This window comes from Pseudomonas sp. Pseusp21, assembly GCF_059492145.1.
Genome location: NZ_CP168520.1, coordinates 6033931 through 6051265, shown reverse-complemented (window position 1 = coordinate 6051265; position 17335 = coordinate 6033931). Strand labels below are relative to the sequence as shown.

The 17335-nt window shown below is 55.9% G+C and carries 19 protein-coding genes and 1 pseudogene; 12 read left to right on the top strand and 8 right to left on the bottom strand.

Features of this window, described 5'->3' with window-relative positions; genetic code table 11:
• Window position 1: 1 nt before the first annotated feature.
• The 7 genes from ACEN93_RS27520 (at window position 2) to ACEN93_RS27490 (ending at window position 3804) form a co-directional block, all read left to right on the top strand.
• Window positions 2–313, top strand: coding sequence for a hypothetical protein (locus tag ACEN93_RS27520; RefSeq protein WP_414881169.1), 312 nt, complete (start codon window positions 2–4; stop codon window positions 311–313).
• A 160-nt stretch (window positions 314–473) separates the two neighbouring features.
• Window positions 474–989: a hypothetical protein gene (locus ACEN93_RS27515; RefSeq protein WP_495610754.1), complete on the top strand. Its 516-nt coding sequence runs from the start codon at window positions 474–476 to the stop codon at window positions 987–989.
• A 297-nt stretch (window positions 990–1286) separates the two neighbouring features.
• Window positions 1287–1712, top strand: a complete 426-nt coding sequence (locus ACEN93_RS27510) for a HEAT repeat domain-containing protein (protein WP_414881493.1) — start codon at window positions 1287–1289, stop codon at window positions 1710–1712.
• Between the two features lie 152 nt (window positions 1713–1864).
• On the top strand, window positions 1865–2179 hold the full coding sequence (locus tag ACEN93_RS27505) for a barstar family protein (protein ID WP_495610753.1): 315 nt from the start codon (window positions 1865–1867) through the stop codon (window positions 2177–2179).
• A 112-nt stretch (window positions 2180–2291) separates the two neighbouring features.
• Complete coding sequence (locus ACEN93_RS27500) at window positions 2292–2666, top strand: hypothetical protein (protein ID WP_414881491.1); 375 nt, start codon at window positions 2292–2294, stop codon at window positions 2664–2666.
• Window positions 2667–2845: 179 nt separating this feature from the next.
• Window positions 2846–3019: a hypothetical protein gene (locus tag ACEN93_RS27495; protein ID WP_495610752.1), complete on the top strand. Its 174-nt coding sequence runs from the start codon at window positions 2846–2848 to the stop codon at window positions 3017–3019.
• A gap of 371 nt (window positions 3020–3390) precedes the next feature.
• Complete coding sequence (locus ACEN93_RS27490; protein ID WP_495610751.1) at window positions 3391–3804, top strand: hypothetical protein; 414 nt, start codon at window positions 3391–3393, stop codon at window positions 3802–3804.
• Window positions 3805–3821: 17 nt separating this feature from the next.
• Here the strand turns inward: ACEN93_RS27490 and ACEN93_RS27485 are convergent.
• Window positions 3822–4639: pseudogene (locus ACEN93_RS27485) on the bottom strand (VanW family protein).
• Window positions 4640–4883: 244 nt separating this feature from the next.
• Here ACEN93_RS27485 and ACEN93_RS27480 point away from each other — a divergent pair.
• Complete coding sequence (locus ACEN93_RS27480) at window positions 4884–5705, top strand: glycosyltransferase family 2 protein (RefSeq protein WP_039767785.1); 822 nt, start codon at window positions 4884–4886, stop codon at window positions 5703–5705.
• A 325-nt stretch (window positions 5706–6030) separates the two neighbouring features.
• On the opposite strand, the gene ACEN93_RS27475 is transcribed toward ACEN93_RS27480, so the two are convergent.
• The 7 genes from ACEN93_RS27475 to ACEN93_RS27445 form a co-directional block, all read right to left on the bottom strand.
• Window positions 6031–6615, bottom strand: coding sequence for a hypothetical protein (locus ACEN93_RS27475; protein ID WP_039767783.1), 585 nt, complete (start codon window positions 6613–6615; stop codon window positions 6031–6033).
• 83 nt (window positions 6616–6698) lie between these two features.
• Complete coding sequence (locus tag ACEN93_RS27470) at window positions 6699–6878, bottom strand: hypothetical protein (protein ID WP_039767781.1); 180 nt, start codon at window positions 6876–6878, stop codon at window positions 6699–6701.
• 11 nt (window positions 6879–6889) lie between these two features.
• Window positions 6890–7132, bottom strand: coding sequence for a hypothetical protein (locus tag ACEN93_RS27465; protein ID WP_074687761.1), 243 nt, complete (start codon window positions 7130–7132; stop codon window positions 6890–6892).
• 87 nt (window positions 7133–7219) lie between these two features.
• On the bottom strand, window positions 7220–8287 hold the full coding sequence (locus ACEN93_RS27460; RefSeq protein ID WP_085613467.1) for a lipocalin-like domain-containing protein: 1068 nt from the start codon (window positions 8285–8287) through the stop codon (window positions 7220–7222).
• Complete coding sequence (locus tag ACEN93_RS27455) at window positions 8277–10748, bottom strand: ABC transporter permease (protein ID WP_495610750.1); 2472 nt, start codon at window positions 10746–10748, stop codon at window positions 8277–8279. Before ACEN93_RS27455 ends, ACEN93_RS27460 begins: the two co-directional genes overlap by 11 nt.
• On the bottom strand, window positions 10745–11398 hold the full coding sequence (locus ACEN93_RS27450; RefSeq protein ID WP_074687758.1) for an ABC transporter ATP-binding protein: 654 nt from the start codon (window positions 11396–11398) through the stop codon (window positions 10745–10747). Before ACEN93_RS27450 ends, ACEN93_RS27455 begins: the two co-directional genes overlap by 4 nt.
• Before the next feature lie 50 nt (window positions 11399–11448).
• The gene (locus tag ACEN93_RS27445; RefSeq protein WP_103387248.1) at window positions 11449–13146 is read right to left on the bottom strand and encodes a sulfatase-like hydrolase/transferase; all 1698 of its coding nucleotides are present in this window, start codon (window positions 13144–13146) and stop codon (window positions 11449–11451) included.
• 382 nt (window positions 13147–13528) lie between these two features.
• Between ACEN93_RS27445 and ACEN93_RS27440 the strand changes: the two genes are divergently transcribed.
• Genes ACEN93_RS27440 through ACEN93_RS27425 form a run of 4 tightly spaced genes read left to right on the top strand, consistent with a single transcriptional unit; the run spans window position 13529 to window position 17327 of the window.
• Complete coding sequence (locus ACEN93_RS27440; RefSeq protein WP_163974608.1) at window positions 13529–14881, top strand: UDP-glucose dehydrogenase family protein; 1353 nt, start codon at window positions 13529–13531, stop codon at window positions 14879–14881.
• Window positions 14878–15915 carry an NAD-dependent epimerase gene (locus ACEN93_RS27435; protein WP_495610749.1) on the top strand — a complete coding sequence of 346 codons (1038 nt, stop codon included), beginning with the start codon at window positions 14878–14880 and terminating at the stop codon, window positions 15913–15915. The genes ACEN93_RS27440 and ACEN93_RS27435 overlap by 4 nt, the downstream gene beginning before the upstream one ends.
• 18 nt (window positions 15916–15933) lie before the next feature.
• On the top strand, window positions 15934–16680 hold the full coding sequence (locus ACEN93_RS27430) for a sugar transferase (RefSeq protein WP_039767766.1): 747 nt from the start codon (window positions 15934–15936) through the stop codon (window positions 16678–16680).
• A complete protein-coding gene (locus tag ACEN93_RS27425) occupies window positions 16680–17327 on the top strand; it encodes a CpsD/CapB family tyrosine-protein kinase (protein WP_039767764.1) in 648 nt (215 codons plus the stop codon). Before ACEN93_RS27430 ends, ACEN93_RS27425 begins: the two co-directional genes overlap by 1 nt.
• Window positions 17328–17335 lie beyond the last annotated feature (8 nt).

Genomic DNA, 17335 nt, shown 5'->3' with positions numbered 1-17335 from the left:
AATGAACGATTTTTCCATCACTGACGGCACGATACAAAAAATAACAAGCCTTCCGGGAAAACTTTCAATAGATTTTAAAGATTGGAAAGAAGATAGCTGGACGCTTATATTTGAGAACCTTATTGCGTTTCAAAGTATTGGCGCAGAAGGCGAGGAAATTGCGGAGATCTCGATGCAAAAATCAGAATTTCTAGAAAATCTGGATCAGGATGATTTGGAACAAGATTCAAAAAGCTATTCTTTTCTCTGTGCCTGGTACCAAAAACCAGTATTAATAGTAATCGCAAGCAGTTTCGAACAAATAAAATCATAAAAATCAAAAAACAAAAAGGGGCAGATTTATTCTTCACCAATTCAAATAACTCTGCCCCTGAGGGATCGAAGGTGCGACGCGCGCGTTCACCTACAACGTCTACATCAACGCCACTGCAAAGTCGCTGCAAACTCAAAAACTCAAAGGGGACAACTCAAAGGTGACAGATTTATTTTCTTTAGCGAAGAATAAATCTGTCCCCTTTTCAAAAAATATATCTGTCCCCTTTTCACTAAAAAGATGGAAAAGTCATCCGAATTTATTGGCCGAATCCGTTCGATGGGCAAAAATGACAGCGCAAAAATATATCCCACGAAGTGTATGGTATGGGCTTGACGGGACAGGCTACGACAACATTGCGCAAGAGCTAAAATCCGATGAACCATCATTAAGAAAATGGATTTCAGTTTATGCCATTTACAAGTACTCCTTCACCAACGACCCAAACCAATATTACGAATTCATCCACCATTCAAAAAGCTTCCGATACGCGATTGTAATATTTACAATTCCTACCGAAACACTTGAAACAAGCGACGGCATAGATGACGGCGATATTACTATCGAAAAAATAGAAACCATGAACTCCGAGGATGAGATCAACGCTCTACTTGAAAAACTCGATATCGATCCAGAGCTTTTCACTACACCATGGTGCTGTGAATATCCGCTATAACCACAAAATCGAAAAAAGAAAAAGCAAAAAATCCAAAGTGAAATCCAAAGGGGACAGATTTATTATTTGAAGAAAATAAATCTGCCCCCTTTTCAACCATACCTTCGCACCTAAGAGTTGGAGTGACGCAAAAATACTGAAAGTTACTGATGAAGTAGCAGCAGAGCCTGGAAAAATCTTAAGAAATGAACCTGGAGCTCTCGTCACCGAACACACAAAAATTGTTGATGGCGTTGAATGGTAGGTTATCAAAGAAAACGGCGCAGTTACTCCATCATACCCAACAGGAGCGACTCCATGAGAAACTTTGAAAAAGATGAGATTTATGAAAAATTTTGTGCCTGGATTGGTGATTCAGAAGATTCAAATTGGACAGAATACACCACGGAGATTGTTGCAAAAACAGTCCTGATAGATTTTACAAAACAACAATGGGACCGCTTAACAACAGAGATACTTTCCAAGCCAGAATATTGGCAACAACGTTGCGCGGTCTCATTGGGTGAGGACCGTACTGAACGCTCAATAGAAATACTGAAACTTTTACTTTCCGAATCGAATTACAAAGATGTAAAAACAATTGCAATATACGAACTCGACTGGGCAGAAGCCCCTATAGAAAAAAAGTATGTGCCTTTTATCAAAGAGGTTATAAAAAACACCCCCCATGAAGAAATCGAACCTGAACTCAATAACTTGCTGACCAAAGCCGAATCAACCTAACAACAATTTAAAGGGGACAGATTTATTTTCCGTTAAAAAACATAAACCCGTCCCCTTTTTTCACTAAGAACAAGACTAATTCATTCAAACGATGGACTTCTTTATACAACCAGCGACCACTACGAAACCGTTAGCTCTATTGGAACCTGAAAGTGAGTCTTAAAATGATAATTGTACTTGATGGCTTAACCATTTCATCAGAGCAAGAGTTCCATAAAAAAATAGCCATTGCTTTTGCGGTGACAGATTTTTATGGGAACAATCTCAACGCCTTATGGGACCTACTCAGCACCGACGTGGAGCGCCCAGTAAATTTAATATGGAAAAACCCTGAATACTCTCAAAAAAACATGGGAGATTCGTACAATAAAATAATTAGTATTTTTGAACGTACAAAGCAACAGGATGTGAATTTCGGATGGGAGGAAAAATTTAACTATTATCTAGAGCAACCACTAGAAAGCTAAAAGGGACTATCAAAACCACAAAACAACGTGGATAGATTCATTTTTTACTGAAAAAAATAAATCTGCCCCTGTCCCCTGTCCCCTTTTCCGCATTTCAAAACCAACAGGCAAAATGAAAATTTTTCTCAGCATTGAACACCTGAAAAACTACAATTTCCCTAGTACATTCATAGAATTCGCGACTACGGAACCTGAACCGGACATTGAACCTTGGTGGTTACTAATATATCAAGAGGGAAAAATAAATTACTGGCACAACACGCTAAAAAACCTTTACCCAAACCGCACTCTAGTTCCTTTCGCCAAATTCAATGCGAATGATGATATTGCTTGCTTTGACGGCGATGATTTATCCGGCAATCCAAAAGTGCTAATAATACATGCATATGCTTCAGAGGGATGGGAGCTTCACGGAGAACATCCTGACTTTAGCGCGTGGCTAAAAATAGCCATTGAGACCCATGCGGAATGGAATGAAGAAGATTAAAAGCATCCACATCCAACATCTCATCCAACCAAAGATGGGGACAGATTTATTTTTCGTTAAAGAAAACAAATCTGTCCCCTTTTCACTCCTAGCCCCCTTTTCACTCATTGTTAATATTTATTAAACAAGGAGCATTAATTGAAAACAATATCAGCCCCCCCCCCCTTAACGCACTTGCAATGCAACGCCTAGACATTGACGAAGCTCAACCAGGTGATTTAGCTGAACTAATATTGACGAATGATCAATACGCCGACCTCCCCAATTCTGGAGTATTTGAAAAAATCAATAAAATTTTGGGAACGCTAATTGACGAATACGAAGATGAATCCATCAAGGGGCAAAAAATCTAGCAACCACGCTTGCATTCTTTAGCGACGCGTTTAATAGTAGCCATCTTGAAGTATTTAACGACATAGTAAAGCTCAACAAGATAGCAATTGAAAAAGAAACTGGAATATTTTTTTATTTTTAACCAACGCACCAATCAAGTACGATAACAGAGGAAACCCGTTAAAAAATTCTGAGATATTCCTAGGGGAATTCAAAACAAAAAACAAGATGGAATTTATTAAAAAAAACGAAGATTTTATGCTTGAAGCATAACAAACCAAAATTTATTTTTCGCTGAAGAAAATAAATCCCCCCCTTTTCAACACCTTTCATACATTATGTTCTTGAAGACAATCCCACCACATTCCTCAGAGCTTGGAGATTCCATCAAATGAAGGTCGTATGTATATTAAATAACCTCAATCAAGCACCAAATCCAGAAACCGTCTCAAGATTAAAAAAACACATATCACTTCCTGATGGCGAATTAGACCTGCAAATAGGAAAAGAATACATTGTCTACGGAATAGAATTTCGGGATAACCAACCTTGGTACTATCTGTGTTCAGAAACCCATGATGAATATCCCATCCCTGTCGCAGCTGACTTTTTCGAAATTGTCGATAGCAGACTTTCGCGCCATTGGAAACTTTGCTTTCTCGCCTTAAAATCAAAGCCAGAAAGCAAATTGGTTTTCGCTGAGTGGGCTTCAGATATTAATTTTTATGAAACCCTGATTAATGGCGACAAGCAAGCCATCGCTATATTTTCCAAATACAGAAAACTCATGGATGCAGAAGAATAGTAGTTCCAGAGCCATGATTACTTCGTATCGATCAACGCGTCCAAAACCTCATACTTAACCACCACCCGATTCCCATACAACCGCTCCCTCTCCACCAACGCCCCCACCTGCCCCTTCTCCCTCACCTCCCGCCAAATCTCATTCTCCCGATACACCCACTCCCCTCCCGCACAAACCGTTGCCCCACCTCAAACACGTGATACCGATACTCCCGCTCCCGATCACACAACAACTCCCCCTCCAACTGCGTCTCTCCGACCTTCAGCTTCAGCTGAAAGCTGCGATCCGTCGGGTTGTGCAGTACCAGGTCGATGTAGTTGTAGAAGATCGCCGCGCCGGAGCCGAATGGCAGGACGCGGCCGTCGTCCGGGAAGGGGTCGAAGCTGTGGTTGGCGCGTTCGATGACGACCAGGGGTGAGTGAATGGCCATCCAGTGGATGAGGTTGCTGAGTTGGCAGATGCCGCCGCCGATGCCGGTGCGGGCTTCGCCGAATGAGAGTTCCATGCCTTCGACATAGCCGCGTTGGCGGCTCGGGCGGCCGACGAGGCGGCAGAAGGAGAAATATTCGCCGGGGGCGATGGTGACGCCGTCGATGGCGGCGACGGCGAGTTTGAGGTTGATGACTTTGTTGTGTTGCAGCGCGAGGTCGGAGTCGCCGAGTTTGCGGATCAGTTTTGAGGTGTGTTTGAGGTAGCGGTAAGGCAGGCGCTCGGACGTCGTGGCAGGCCGCGCGTAGCGTTTGCTCGAGCAGTGCCAGGCGATGTGGCGGAACAGTCTTTTTTGCCACACGCGCAGCCAGTAAAGGGCCGGGTGGTAGAGGGAAAGTGGTTTCATCCTTGGCGAACGGCGCGGGCCGTTGTCTTCCTTGAACTTGAAATGGCGGCGCATCTTACCGTGGAACCGCGCTTGATCGCCAAGCGCCTCGCCGGTGTTGCAGGCCGTAACAAGTCGCCCGGCCCGGGGGCTCGGAAATTAAGCTTCAACTAAGGTTGCGTCCCTACCATCCGGGCCACAAAGCAGCGGTTCTGTGTGCTGATTGCCGTCAGCAGAACCCTTCAACTTGAAGTGAGCCCGGACCATGAGTGCGATCGATTCCACCTCTAAACAACTGCCCGCCTTCAGTCTTGTATTGGTCAATTACAAGACGCCGGAAATAACCCGGATGTGCCTGGAGTTTCTCCAGCAGTATGTCAAGGAGCATCAAATTCCGGTGTGGGTGGTGGACAACGATTCCGCCGATGAAAGCCTGATTTACTTGCGGTCTCTGGACTGGATCAACTTGATCGAGCGCCCTTCTCCCGGCAAGGAAGCGGGGCATATTGCTCATGGCAAGGCACTTGATCTGGCACTTGCGAAAGTTGAAACCGATTACCTGTTTTTGCTGCACACCGACACTTTCGTTTTTGACAGTACTGTCTTTTCGATGATGATGAATGAGTGCATGCAATCTTTGGATACCGCGGCGGTCGGTTGCGTCGAACAATTGGATCGCGGCGTCCTTAGAGACACCTGGCGTTTGTCTTCGCGTTATTTCAAACACTATTTCCGCCGGGCAAAACAGCACTTGGGGTTGCCCTCCCGAGATCCAAAACCCTACCGGGAAACTCACCTGAAAAGCTTCTGCACCTTGTGGAATGCACGGCTGATCAAGGCTCACGGGCTGCATTTTTCGATGGACGACCGGGTCCCGGGATACACGCTGCAGGATCGTTTAAGCAGCCTTGGCTACGGCATCAAATGCCTCTCGCCGCGGACGATCTTCCGCTACCTGGATCACATCCAGGCCGGCACCGTGGCCGCGATCGGTGGATACGGCAAACAGCACCGCCGCACCACCATGTATCAGGAAACGCTCAAGCGCCTTCAGTTACAACAGGGCATGCGACCCGCCAAATCGTAAGACAATAAAAAAGGGCGACTTCAAAGTCGCCCTTTTTGCATCTGAATTCTTTGGCCTCCACTCCGAGGAGGTGTTCGCCCAGTGTAATGGCCTGGCAATCCATGCACCGGTAAAGAGCCCTGACACTGGGCGAACGCGAAGGATTTTAATGGAAATTGGCGGATATGTCGTCCTGCTTCAACATGAAATTTATGTACTGAAAAGTTAAAGAAAATATTCGTCGATATTTCCCGACAAACTTCCTGACATCACCACCTCGAATACTTCATATGACTGTTCTCATACAATTACTTGTACAAGAACAGCCATTCTGTAGAGTCAATACTCAACTTTCATGCTGACTGGTCACTTTTAATACATCGGTGTAAGTGACCACGACGCTTTGCCCGACTTTCAAATCTTTCAGTTTGGCCTGAATCTCAGGCTTTTCGACGTTGAGGGTTTTCGACTGGCCCGACGGGTTTTCCAGGGTCACCTGGTTTGTCGCCAAATCAATTTTGGTGATTTTCAACTGGACCTGAACCTGGCGGAAAGCCTCGCCACCGGGGTTGCTGCTGCCCACGGCGTTGCGCAGTTCACCGGTGCGCTCGGTAGAGCCTGGCAGACCTTTATCCACGTCGGTGTCCAGATAAGCGGCGACCGAACGTGTCACCTCGATCTGGACCAGATCCCCCACCTTGAGATTTCCGAGGTTTTTCGCCTTGTCGCTGAGCTGAATGTGCACCTGGCGACCTTCCGCGCCTTCCAGGACCACTTGATGATTGGCCGGGTCAACCGCCAGCACTTTGGTGGTGACCCTGTCGGCCTCGACAGCGGCCGACAGCGGGATATCGGCGGCCATCGCCGAAAGGCTGGCCGTAGAAAGGACGGTGGCAAGTGCTATGGCGTGCGTCAGTGCTTGGAGCTTCATAAGCGATACATTCCCTGTGATGGATGGCAGCACCCATCGCCGACGTGGTCAGCGACGGATGTGCCACTGAGCATAGACGCCCTTCAGGGTTTGTTCCGCGATCGTTGCGCAGTGTCCTGCGCGGTGGACTCGCCACTGGCGGTGCCTTTCCCGGAGCTCTGTCGCTGTTTGGGATCGGTGGGACGCAGTGCGTCGTTGTCGCGCTCGGTTTCACCCGGCGGACGAGGTTCGTCGGGGTGCTCGTTATCAGGGACAGTGTTCATGTCGGGCCTCCTCAGGCTTCGGGGTCGTCGAGTTCCCGCGCGACGTTCATGGCGGGCGAGTCCTTGTGCAGGTCATCGGCCTTGGCTCTGAGAATCTGCCACTGCTCAAGATCGATGGCACCTTGGCCGAGCAAATCGTCAGCAATGCGCTGCAGATCGAAGTAATGGGCATCCGGGGATTGTTGCCAGTACGTCTGATCGTCAAACATTTGCTGCCAGGTCGTCAGGTCTGGAGATTTCAGTTCCTCGCTCATGGATCGGATCCTCGGCCATGTTCCTCGGTAGAGGGGGCATCCTGGACAGAGTTCCAATCGATTCCTTCGCAGGCACGGTACGTGGAATCAGTACCCGGTCATTTCCAGATAGCCCTGCCCGCCCCGATTGCCGCTCAGGCGCACCGGCCCTTCCCAATACGGAATGCGCAGGTTCATCCAGGCGTCGGGGTTGATTGCATCGAGGGTGATCTGCAGATTCCTCGTCGGGATCTCAATCGACCAACGCACCGGCATCGAACGGCCGGCGACCTTCGCAGTGCCTTGCGGGGTCAGCTTGATCTGCTCGGCGTGCAGGGTTTCGGTCTGGCCATCGGCGGCAATCCACGTGCCGGTCAGGTAGGGCGCCCCTTCCTTCTGGCGCATGCGGTACAGCATGACGTGTTCGCCGCCGTCCAGATGCAGGGAGAACCAGTCCCACCCTGTCTGGTTGGCGGTCAGCGGCTGGCTGCTCCATTCGCGGTCGAGCCAGGCCGGGCCGTTGACGGTATAGGTCTGGCCGTCGATCTGCAGGGTGCCGCTGGCCTGGAAAAACGGCTGGCTGTAGTAATACGACGCCTGGCCCTGTTCGGATTTCTGGCTGAAGCCCTTGTCGCCCTGCAACACCAGCGGGCGGCTGGAGGTCAGGCGCAGCTGGTAGCTGAAGTTCTTGTCCCGGGCGCTGAGTTGCAGGTCGGCCAGCGGATCGCTCGCCTGACTGACGAAACGCCAGTCATCGATCCAAGCCTCGAACGGCGCCGCACGCACCCCGGCCTGCCCGACGCCGCCACGAGCGTAGCGCTCGGCGGCGTGGTGGACGCTGGCCGAGGTCACCGCTGCATGCCCGAGCCAGATCGTCTGGTTGGCCCAGCCCGGCTGCTGCGGCGAGGCGTTCAGGGCGCTGCGAAACAACGTCCACTGCACGCCGAAATCGTTGCCCTGCGCGTCCTTGAGATTGGCCGTCACGTACCACCATTCGATGCGAAAGCCGTCATGGGCGCCGTGATCCGCCGGGAAGCTGAACACCCGCCCCGGCACCACCGGTGTAAACGCCTGCGCCTGAGCGCCCATGCCGGCGAAACCCTTCTGCTCCGCTGTGGGGTTGTCGCAACCACCGAGCAACAACGCCAAAAACACCAGCGCAAACCTAGTCCTCATGGGCAAACGTCCTCAGCAAGTCCGCCGGTTGCGTGCGGTACAGCGAATACAGCGGCCACGCCGAGGCCAGCAAGGTCGCCAGCAGCGCCAGCCCCATCAGTTGCAGCAACTGCCATGGAAACACCCGCAGCGGCAGACGCCAGCCAAAGGCCTGCACGTTGATCACCGCGTCCAGACACCACGCCAGACCGATGCCCAACGGCAAGGCCAGCACCAGCGTCAGCAGCGCCAACAGCCACGTTTGCCCGAGATTGAGAAGCATCAGCTGCCGCCGCGTCACACCCAGCGCCCACAACGGTGCGAGCTGGCCGAGGCGGCTCTGGCTCTGGGTCAGCAGGCTGATGAACAGCGCCACGCCGGCGACGGCCAACGTCAGGCTGTTCAGCGCGGCGGTCGCGGCGAAGGTGCGTTCGAAGACTTGCACCGACCAGCCCTTGAGTCGCGCCTGATCGACGATCCGGCTGTCATCGAGTTGGAAGCGTGCCTGCAAGGCCCTGAGCAGCGCTGGGATGTTCGACGGGTCGATGCGCAGGTTGAAGCGGTTTGGCGTCAGCTGCGGCCAGCCGCGCAACAGGTGGTTGCTGTTGACCAGCACATGGCCCTTGGGATTGCCGTAGTCGGCGTAAATCCCGACGATGCGCGGCGACCACGACCCGCCCGGCGTGGGAATCGACAAGTGATCGCCCGGCGTCACCTTCAAGCGCCGCGCCAGTTGTTCGCTGAGCATCACCGCATCGTCCTTGGCCAGCGCCGCCCACGGGTCGTCTCCTCGAGATTCGAGCAACGGCCAGTGCTGGCGATAGTGCGGATGATCGATGATCCCGAACACGTCCGCCGGCCAGCCTTGCAGCGACACCGAAACCTGCCAGTTGGGCATGATCGCGGTGACGCTCGGTTGCTGTTTGAGCCAGGTGTACAGCTCTCGCGCCTGAGCCGGGTTGCTCGGATTCAGATAAAGCTCGGCGGTGAGCCGTTGTTCGAGCCAGTCGTTGAAGGTCTGGCGGAAACCGGCGGTCATGCTGCCGGCGCCGATGTTCGCCGCCATCGCCAGCAGCAGCGCCATCAAGGCCAGGCTCAGCGCCGGCAATTGCTGGCGGCAGTCGGCGAGAAACCACTGCCCGAGCACCGAGCGGCTGCGCCCGAGCAAACCGTTGAGCAACGCACTGAGCAACACCGGCAACGCCAGCGCGGCGCCGAGCAACAGCCCCGCCATCAACACAAAACCGCTGGCGAGACTGTTGCCCCACACCAGCGCCGCCAAGGCAATCGCCGCACACACGCCGGCCACCCAACCCTGACGCCGCAACCAGCGCGCATGTTGCTGATGCCAGGCCTGCGGATCCGCCACCGCCAATAACGGCAGACGCGCCGCCCGCAGCAGACTGTTGGCCCCGGCCAGCAACGCGCCGAGCAGGCTCAAACCGATGCCGCTGAACCACCACCACGGACTCAGGCGCAACTGCCCCGCCACTTCCGCGCCGTACAGACCGCGCAGGCTGGCGGCGACGTCCGGCAACAGCACGCTCGCCAGCCAATAACCGCTGACCACGCCGAACAGCCCGCCGATCAACGCCAACGCGCCGAGCTCGACGATCAGGCAAGCGATCAACATTCGCGCGCTGACACCACAGGCCCTCAGAGTACGCAGCAATCCCCGGCGCTGCTCCAGCGCCAGACCGATGGCCGCATGGACGATGAACAAACCGACAATGAACGAGAGAAACCCGAGGGCATCGAGGTTGAGGTGGAAGCTTTCGGTCAATCGCGCAAGGTTGTTTTCCTCGCCACTGCTCTTGAGCTGCAACTGGCCTTTGAACGCGGCCGGCACCTCGATATGAAAATCCTTCGGCAGCAGCAGACGCGACAGTTGATCAGGCTGTTCGAGCACGCGCTGAGCGACGCCAATGTCCACCAGCAGCACGCCGGGGGCCATGTCGGTTTGCGCCCGCAGCGGCGGCAGCGTCTGGCCGGTTTCGGTGGCCGGGGTCGCGCCCTCGGCGAGGTTCAGCGCCCGCAAGGTTTCGGGAGAAATCCAGGTGCTACCCGGCGGGGTGAAGAATTCGACGACGCGTTCAATCGGCATCGCCTGCCCGGCCACCGCGCTGTCACCGGGTAAAGACACCGGCTCGATGCCCATCAATTGCAGGCGCTGGTTTTCGTGATTTTTAAGAATCAGGCGCCCTTGCAGAACCGGCGACACCGGCCAGCCCAGACGCCGCAGATCGACGAACCATTGCTGCGGAAACGTCGCGCCGTTTGGCGTACTGAGGCTGGCCTGGGGTTCGCCGCCAATCAACTGGCTGGCCCGGGCATAACTGTCCCGCGCCTGACTGTTGAGCGCTTCGACCCCGGTCAACAGACTGGTGGCCAGCCACAACCCGGTCAGCACGCTGAAAAACTGCACCGGATGGCGCCGCCAGTGACTGAGCAGCGCCATCAGCGCGTAGCGGAAAACCCTCACGTCAAGCGACCGCTGGACAGCACCACGCGCTCCGCCAGCCGCGCTGCCACGCGCTGACTGTGGGTGACCATCAGCAAGGTGGTGGGTGTGTCGTCGAGCAATTCCAGCAACAGTCGCAGGACTTCGTCGCTGGTGGCTTCGTCGAGGCTGCCGGTGGGCTCGTCGGCCAGCAGCAATTTCGGTTGCGCCGCCAGCGCTCGGCCAAGCGCGACCCGCTGTTGCTGGCCGCCGGAGAGTTGTTCGGGATAGCGTTTGAGCAATTCGCCCAGCCCCAGGCGCTGCACCAGATGCTGCTGCCAGCGCGGATCATGCCGCCCGGCCAGCCGCGCCTGAAACGCCAGGTTGTCCTCGATCCGCAGGCTGCCGATCAGGTTGTACTGCTGGAACACCAGACCGATTTCGGTGCGCCGCCAGTTGGCCAGTTGCGCCTCGTTCATCCGGTCCAGCCGATGTTCGCCGCTACTGATGCTGCCGCTGTCGACCTTGTCGAGCCCGGCGATCAGGTGCAGCAGCGTGCTCTTGCCGCTGCCCGACTCGCCCATCAGTGCCAGACTGCTGCCGGGCCTGAGCGTCAGGTCGATGCCTTGCAGCACCGGCAACGGGCCTTGCGGGGTGAGGTAGCTTTTGAAGACGTTTTGAACCTGGAGCATGCCGCCATCCGATCGATCCGTGTCGGCCAAGGATAGCGGATACCGACGCGTTACTGACCCACCGCCACACTCGTCGGCGCTTCACCCGGCGTGACGATGCTGTTCAGGTCGATGTGCTTCCACTCGGGTTTGGCCCCCAGCCGCGCGTTGAAGCGGTAGTTGAAGGTGAATTCATCCGCCGTCGCCACGCTCAGCGGTTTGCCGTATACCGCTTCGATTCCCGGCAGGTCGTAGCCCATCAACTGCAACAGGGTCGGGAAGATGTTGTAGTGACTGGAGCGATCCTTGTTCGCCGCCAGTTGCGCCGACCAGTCGAGTGTCTGCAACTGATCGCCCTGAATCACTACCAGCGGCACCAGCCCTTCTTCCTCCACCGGGTCGCCGCCGCAGTGGGTGTTGAGCCCGGGATTGCCGCGTTCGTGCAAATCCTGGCCGTGATCCGAGGTGTAGATCAGCAGCGCGTTGTTCAGATTGGCCTGGGCAAACACCCGCGAAAAAAACTCGCCGACATTCCACAGCACCGTGTTTTTGTAGGCATTGCGATACAGCACCCAGTCATCCGGCTGGCCGTTGAAGCCGGTGCGTTCACCGGTGTCGGCGACTTCCGTGAACTGCCCGCGGGGCAAGGTCGGGCGGTAGGCCATGAAAGCGTCCGGGTATTTGTCGTGTACCGGGAAATGCGCGCCGACCTTGTTGATCAGCACCAGCTGCGGTTTACCGTCGTTGAGCAGTTCGATCAGCTTGGCGGCGGCAGCCATGTCGCGGTCGCGCACGCTGATCTGGTCGAATTGCACGAATTCGTCGATGTCCTTTTTCTCGGCATCGTTCATCAGGTTCTGCAGGTTGCCGCCGGTGCGCTGAGCGTCGATGTAGACCGTGCGCAGGCCGGCCTTTTTCGCGTACTGCCAGATCGACGGCAGCGTGCTGTTGATCCGCATGTAGTCGGCGCGGGTGCCACCGTAGCGCAGGGTGATGTTGGTGTCGGCGCTGCAATTGGCGATGGACGCCGCGTAGCCGTAGTTGAAGATCTCGACGCCGGGACGGGCCTGCTTGAGGTTGCTGTGCACGCCGAACGGCGCGTTGATGTCCAGGTAATTGCCGGAAATGCTTTCGTCGATGATCAGCACGATATCGTGACCGACCGCCGGGCCATTGCGCGCCAGGGTCACCGGCTCACGCGGACCGACGGTGTTGTGCAGCGCTTCGTAGCCGAACAGGTTCAGATAGGCCAGCGGCGTGTACATGATCGGCAACCCGCGCGCGCCCTCCCCGGCGCGCACGAACAGTACGGCGCTGAGCAGCAACACACCGCACAACGGCGCAGCGATCCGCAAGGCGTTGGGTACCGGGATCGTGTGCCGGGGCTTGAGACCGATCCCGAGCAACAGCAACAACCCGTTGAGCAGACCGTGGATGATCGCCCCCCGGTACTGATACGCCGCTTCCTGGATGAAGCCGCCGGAGTACACCAGTGAGACAAAACTGCTGTAGGTCAGGTAATCGGCGGTGACCCTCGTGTAAACATCGAAGAACACCGCCGAAACAAACAGGGTTAATGCGAACAAATGCCGAATGAAAGTCTGACGTATATAGGCTGTCAGTAATAATGCGAAAGTCAGCGTCAAAAACATCGCGCCAAAAAGAAGTACTGCCAAACCAATACCCATCGCATTTAAACGGTCAAGGTAATATTCGGAATAAAGCAATAGATAAATAATTAAAAGCAGTTCTTTCAGATATCGAAACATGGCAATTCCGGAGTGCGTCCGACGAGAGGTTGTCAAGGGTTTGTCGGTCAAAATCTGACACTAGCACCGGGCCATTAAAGCGCAAGAAATGTCGGACATAATCAAAAAGCGTCAAAAAAACGTTGACTCAAATCTGACACACCCAAGTCGTTAAAACCCTTGTAATACGTGGCCTACGACCGTTTATCGTTTTCTTCGAACACGTCAAGAACGGGACAAATCCAGCTACAGCAAGCACTTGATGGCCTTTCGCCCCCAAAAATGGGGGTGTTATACCCTTGCAACATGTCATTTTGCTGACACGCTTTTCCCACGCTGCGCTATACCCCTTTTGACAGTTCCATTTTCAATCTTCCATCACCGTCTTACGAGGCACGCCAATATGGACGTGAGCGTATTTGGTACGGGCTATGTTGGCCTGATACAAGCAGCCGCACTTGCCGATGTCGGACATCGCGTATTGTGCGTCGATATTGACCCGAACAAGATTAAACAACTGCAACAGGCGGTACCGCCTATTAGCGAACCGGGTCTTTCGGCAACTTTGGAAGAAAACATCAAGGCCGGGCGTTTATTGTTCAGTACCCAGGCCAGCGATGCGGTGGAACACGCCGAACTGATCTTCATCGCCGTGGGTACGCCGGCCGACGAAGACGGCTCCGCCGACCTCAGCCATGTGCTCAACGTGGCGCGGCAGATCGCAAGCTTCATGGAAGACGATCGCACGTTGATCATCAAATCCACGGTGCCGGTCGGCACGGCCGATCAGGTGCTGCACACCGCCGAAGAAGAACTGCAACGGCGCGGCAAAAGCGCTCTGGCAGTGCGGGTGGTGTCCAACCCGGAATTTCTCAAGGAAGGCAGCGCCCTCGCCGACTGCATGCGGCCGGACCGGATCATCGTCGGCACTCGCGACGAACAGGCCCGCGAGCAGATGAGCGAGCTGTACGCGCCGTTCTGCCGCAACCACGAAAAACTGATGTTCATGGACAACCGCAGCGCCGAGCTGACCAAGTACGCGGCCAACGCGATGCTCGCCACCCGCATCAGCTTCATGAACGAGCTGGCCAACCTCACCGAACTGCTCGGCGCCGACATCGAAGCGGTGCGCAAGGGCATCGGCTCCGACCCGCGCATCGGCTATCACTTCATCTACCCGGGCTGCGGCTTCGGTGGCTCGTGCTTTCCCAAGGACCTGCGCGCCCTGCTGCACACCGCCGAACACAACGGCATGCCATTGAAACTTCTGCGCAGCGTCACCGACGTCAATGACGCGCAACGGCACATTCTGTTCAGCAAACTCAGGGCGCAATTCCCTCAAGGCCTGGCCGGCAAGTCGATCGCGATCTGGGGCCTGGCGTTCAAGCCGAACACCGATGACATGCGCGAAGCCCCGAGCCGTTATCTGATGGAGGCGCTGTGGGCCGAAGGCGCCAGCGTGCAGGCCTACGATCCGGAAGCGATGTCCGAGTGCCGGCGCATTTACGGTTACCGCAATGACCTGCACCTGTGCGCCACCCGCGACGACACCCTCGAGGATGCCGACGCACTGGTGATCTGCACCGAATGGAAGAATTTCCGCGTGGTGGATTTCGAGCTGCTGGCCAGCAAGCTGCGTTCCAAAGTCATCATCGACGGACGCAACCTCTACAACCCGGAACAAGTGGCGGCCGCCGGCCTGCATTACAGCGGCATCGGTCTGCGCCACATCGCGCCCGACGGGTTGCGGCCATGAAAATCCTCGTCACCGGTGCGGCCGGGTTCATTGGTGCTCATTGCGTGCTGCGGCTGGTGCGATACGGGCATCAGGTGATCGGCCTGGACAATTTCAACGGCTACTACGATCCCCAGCTCAAGCACGATCGGGTGGACTGGGTGCGCAAGCAAATTGGAGATTTCCAGCTTGCCACGATTGATCTGGCCGACGCGTCGGCGCTGCAAGCACTGTTCAGCAGTGAACGACCACAAGTGGTGGTGCATCTCGCGGCGCAGGCCGGGGTGCGCTATTCGCTGGAAAATCCACGGGCCTATCTGCACAGCAACCTCGATGGTTTCCTCAACATCCTGGAGTGCTGCCGCCAGTACCCGGTCGAGCACCTTATCTACGCCTCGTCCAGTTCGGTGTACGGCGCCAACCAGCGCACACCGTATTCGGTGCAGGACGGCGTCAATCACCCGCTGTCGCTGTACGCCGCGACCAAGAAAGCCAATGAATTGATGGCCCACAGCTACAGCCACCTGTTCGGCATTGCCTGCACCGGGCTGCGGTTTTTCACGGTCTACGGGCCGTGGGGCCGGCCGGACATGTCGCCGATCCAGTTCGCCAAGGCCATCAGCGAAGGCTCGCCACTGAAGCTGTTCAACTACGGCGAGCATCAGCGCGATTTCACCTACATCGACGACATCATCGAAAGCATCGCACGCCTGATCGAGCGGGCGCCCCGGGCCAATCCCGAGTGGGACCGCGAACAACCCGATCCAGCCAGCAGCATGGCCCCGTGGCGCTTGTTCAACATCGGCGGCCAGCACCCGGTGGCGCTGAAAACCTATCTCACCCTGCTGGAAAAACACCTCGGCCAGAAAGCCGTGGTCGAGCTGCTGCCGCTGCAGCCGGGCGACGTACTCAATACCTGCGCCGAGGCCAGCGACCTGGCCCAGGCCACCGGGTTTCAGCCCCGGATAGAGCTGGATGAGGGACTGGGGCGGTTTGTCGCCTGGTTCCGCGATTACTACCCCACTGCCTATCGCCCACGCGCCGTTCGCGGCTGAACATCAGCGGAGGACTCCATGACTGGACTTGAGAAAGGTATACCGATCCAACAACTGGTGCGTGACAAACGCATGGATCCGGAACAGCGAATGCGCCTCGACGCGGCAATCCACCGCCAGGGCCAGGGCTGGATGACCGGTCGAGAAGGTGGCCGGCCGTGGCAACTGTCGCGCACCAATCGGGTGGTCGCCTGTCTCGGCGCCCTGATGATTCTGCTGATGATTTCGCCGCTGCTGATCGGTCTGGCGCTGGCCATCAAGTTCACCAGCAAAGGCCCGGTAATGTTCGTGCAGAAACGCACCGGCTATCGCGGCCGCAAGTTCGGCATGTACAAGTTCCGGACCATGGTCGCCAACGCCGAAGAGCTCAAGGAGTCGTTGCGCCACCTGAACAAGCACGGTGCCGACGCCATCGACTTCAAGATCGACCAGGACCCGCGCATCACCGGGATCGGCGGCTTCCTGCGGCGCACCAGCCTCGACGAGCTGCCCAACCTGATCAACGTAGTGACCGGCGACATGCGCCTGGTCGGCCCTCGTCCGACCTCGTTCAACACCTACCGCTACAAGGACAGTCACCTCGCGCGTCTGGCGATCTACCCCGGCATGACCGGCCTGTGGCAGATCTCCGGACGCAGCAATATCGACTTCGACCAGCGCGTTGAGTTGGACCTCAGCTATATCGCCGAGCAGAGCCTACTGCTTGATCTGAAGATTCTGTTGAAAACCCCCTTCAAAGTATTCAGCGGCCACGGAGCAAGCTAATGGACGGTTCAACCAACAAAAGCCTGAGCATTGCCAGCCCCAGCGAGTCGAACCTGACCTCGACCGTGCTGGACCTGGATCTGCGGATCCTGTTTCTGACCGCCGCCAACCCCGGCGCCGGCACCACCACCAGCGCCCTGGCCATGGCCAGCCAACTGGCACAGATGAGCAGCGGCCAGGTGCTGTACGTCGACGCCAGCCAGTCGGCGAGCAACCTGACCCAGCAACTGAACCTGAGCAAGGAGCGCGGCCTGCGCGACCTGTTGTTCAACCCGGACAACCCGCCGCTGTTGCAAGACTGCGTGGTGCAGGTGTCGAGCCTGCCATTCCACGTGCTGCCCAACGGCCGGCCGATCCGCACCCTGGAACACCTGACCGCCGAGCGTCTGAGCCCGTTGCTCGATCAACTGGGCAGCCAGTACCGCTTTGTGGTGATCGACGGCGACGCGGTGTATTCGGCGGCCGACACGCTGGTCATCAGCACCCAGGTCGACGGCGTGGTGTTCGTGGTACGCGCCGAAGACACTCGCTGGGAAGTTGCCCAGGCGGCGGTCCAGCGGTTGACCCAGGCCGGGGCGAAAGTGGTCGGCAGCGTGTTCAACCGACGCAAGTACTACATGCCTAAATGGCTCTACAAAAACCTGTAAGCAACCGC